Raw genomic sequence first — 1,948 nt, 5'->3', positions numbered from 1 at the left:
GCACGATGCCGCTCTTCTGCACAGCCTCGGCATTGGCTCCGCTGTAAGTGGTAGACACGCGGATGGTTGGCGGAGCTATGTCGGGATACTGCTCTACGGAAAGGGCATACAGACCTATAAGTCCGGCAACAAGTATCACAACGGATATCACCATCGACAGGATGGGACGGTCGATAAACTTCTGCAGTTTCATAGGCTATTTCTCCTTTTTTGTTCCGGATGACGCCACCACCGTACCATCTTTAAGCAGGCCGGCTCCCTCTGACACTATCACGTCGCCCTTGCGAAGGCCCGACTTTACGATATATTCCTTGCCGTCGTTTATCTCGAACACCTCAATGGGCGTAGACACGGCACGACCATTGATTACACGATAGGCAAACACCTTGTCCTGAAGCTCGTAGGTTGCTCCCTGCGGTATCACCACACAGTCTTTACACTCGTAAGGCACCACCACATTGGCCTGGCTTCCGCTCATTATCCTGCGCGAGCTGTTGTCGAACACGGCACGCACGCTGACGGTTCCTGTTGTCTTGTCGACAATGCCGCTGAGCACGTCTACCTTACCTTTTTTCTCATACACCGAACCGTCGCTCAGCTCAAGCGACACCTCGGGAAACGACTTGACGGCTTCGTCAAGTGAACCATACTGTGAGGTTAACGAGAGCACCTGCTTGTCGGACAGAGAGAAGTAGGCATATATCACCGAATTGTCGGATACGTGTATCAGCGGCTCCGTCATAGAGGCGTCAACCAGCGCGCCTACACGAAACGACGTCATGCCGGCATAGCCGTCAACGGGACTTTTCACCTCTGTGTAAGACAGGTTGTTGAGCGCGTCGGTAAGTTCGGCACGGGCCTGACTAAGGGCTGCCACCGCACTCTTATAGCTGTTCTGAGCCGTGCGCAACTCAAAATCGGATATCACCTTGTCGGCATACAACGACTGCTTGCCGGCAAGCGTCTGCTTTGCAGTTGCCTCATTGGCTTCTGCCGTGGCCACGGACGCGCGTGCCTTGGCTACAGCCGCACGGTACGGCACCTGGTCGATGACGAACAGCACCTGGCCCTTGCGCACATAGGCACCTTCCTTTACGCATACCTGGGTTATCTTTCCTGAAATCTGCGGACGCACCTCCACATCCTGACGGCCTTCGGTTACTGCTGAATATTTAAGCGACAGGGTTCTGTCCTCGGCCTTCAGAGTCATCATCGGATAGTCGCCGCCGGCTGCCTGCTGTCCGGACTTGTTGTTACACCCGAACAAAATAGACAGGCAACATAAAATAAAAACATGTCTTAATCTCATACTCATTTTTTATTCTTTGATGTTTCGGGCACAAAATTATCCTGACAAAACGCTTGCTCTTTTGTAAATTTGGAGTAAGAATTTGTTCATTACAGACATCGTTAAGACTAATTTGCAAACGCTATGTCTATTTTGCGCTAAAAATTGTCTAAAAAGGACACTTAATAAGTATATTTGCAAGCACATCTTCATCGGCAGATCCCGCAAATACAGGCAATATGACAAAAGCGCCACGGCAGTCTGCCTCAAATACATAAAAAACTACCGTATGAACATTCACGAACTAATGCCTAAGTTTCCGCCTTCGTGCTATATCAAGGAGCAGATATTGCTGGTCAATCCGAACGAGTTTCACCGACTTGAAGGTATCGACATTGACAGCAGCAGGGTATTCATTGTTGTGAGCGAAGGCTGTATTGACATAAATCTTAACGGAAAAAGATGCCACATAGAAAGTTGCTCGTGCATAGACAGCCTTGACACTGTGACCATACGAATAGAGAAATGTGAAAAAGATGCAAGGGCATGGTGCATGCTGGTTACATACACCTTTGCACGAAACTCGCTGAAAAACTTCAAGCCCGTGCCTATTGAGAAACTGCTGCAGACACAGGACATACCCATACACTCTTTCACAAA

Annotated in this window: 2 protein-coding genes and 1 pseudogene; 1 reads left to right on the top strand and 2 read right to left on the bottom strand. The window is 49.5% G+C overall.

Annotated elements, in window-relative coordinates:
* A partial coding sequence (locus QVO66_RS09260; protein WP_288172776.1) for an efflux RND transporter permease subunit occupies nt 1-193 on the bottom strand: 193 nt, incomplete at its 3' end.
* Between the two features lie 3 nt (nt 194-196).
* Nucleotides 197-1,309, bottom strand: a complete 1,113-nt coding sequence (locus QVO66_RS09255; RefSeq protein WP_021855200.1) for an efflux RND transporter periplasmic adaptor subunit — start codon at nt 1,307-1,309, stop codon at nt 197-199.
* Between the two features lie 268 nt (nt 1,310-1,577).
* Here QVO66_RS09255 and QVO66_RS09250 point away from each other — a divergent pair.
* A pseudogene (locus tag QVO66_RS09250) lies at nt 1,578-1,948 on the top strand (helix-turn-helix domain-containing protein); the annotation flags it as partial.

The organism is Prevotella sp. CAG:255 (assembly GCF_000431195.1).
Lineage (GTDB): Bacteria > Bacteroidota > Bacteroidia > Bacteroidales > Bacteroidaceae > Prevotella > Prevotella rara.
The sequence above is the reverse complement of the archived record's forward strand: the minus strand, read 5'-3'. Positions and strand labels throughout refer to the sequence as shown.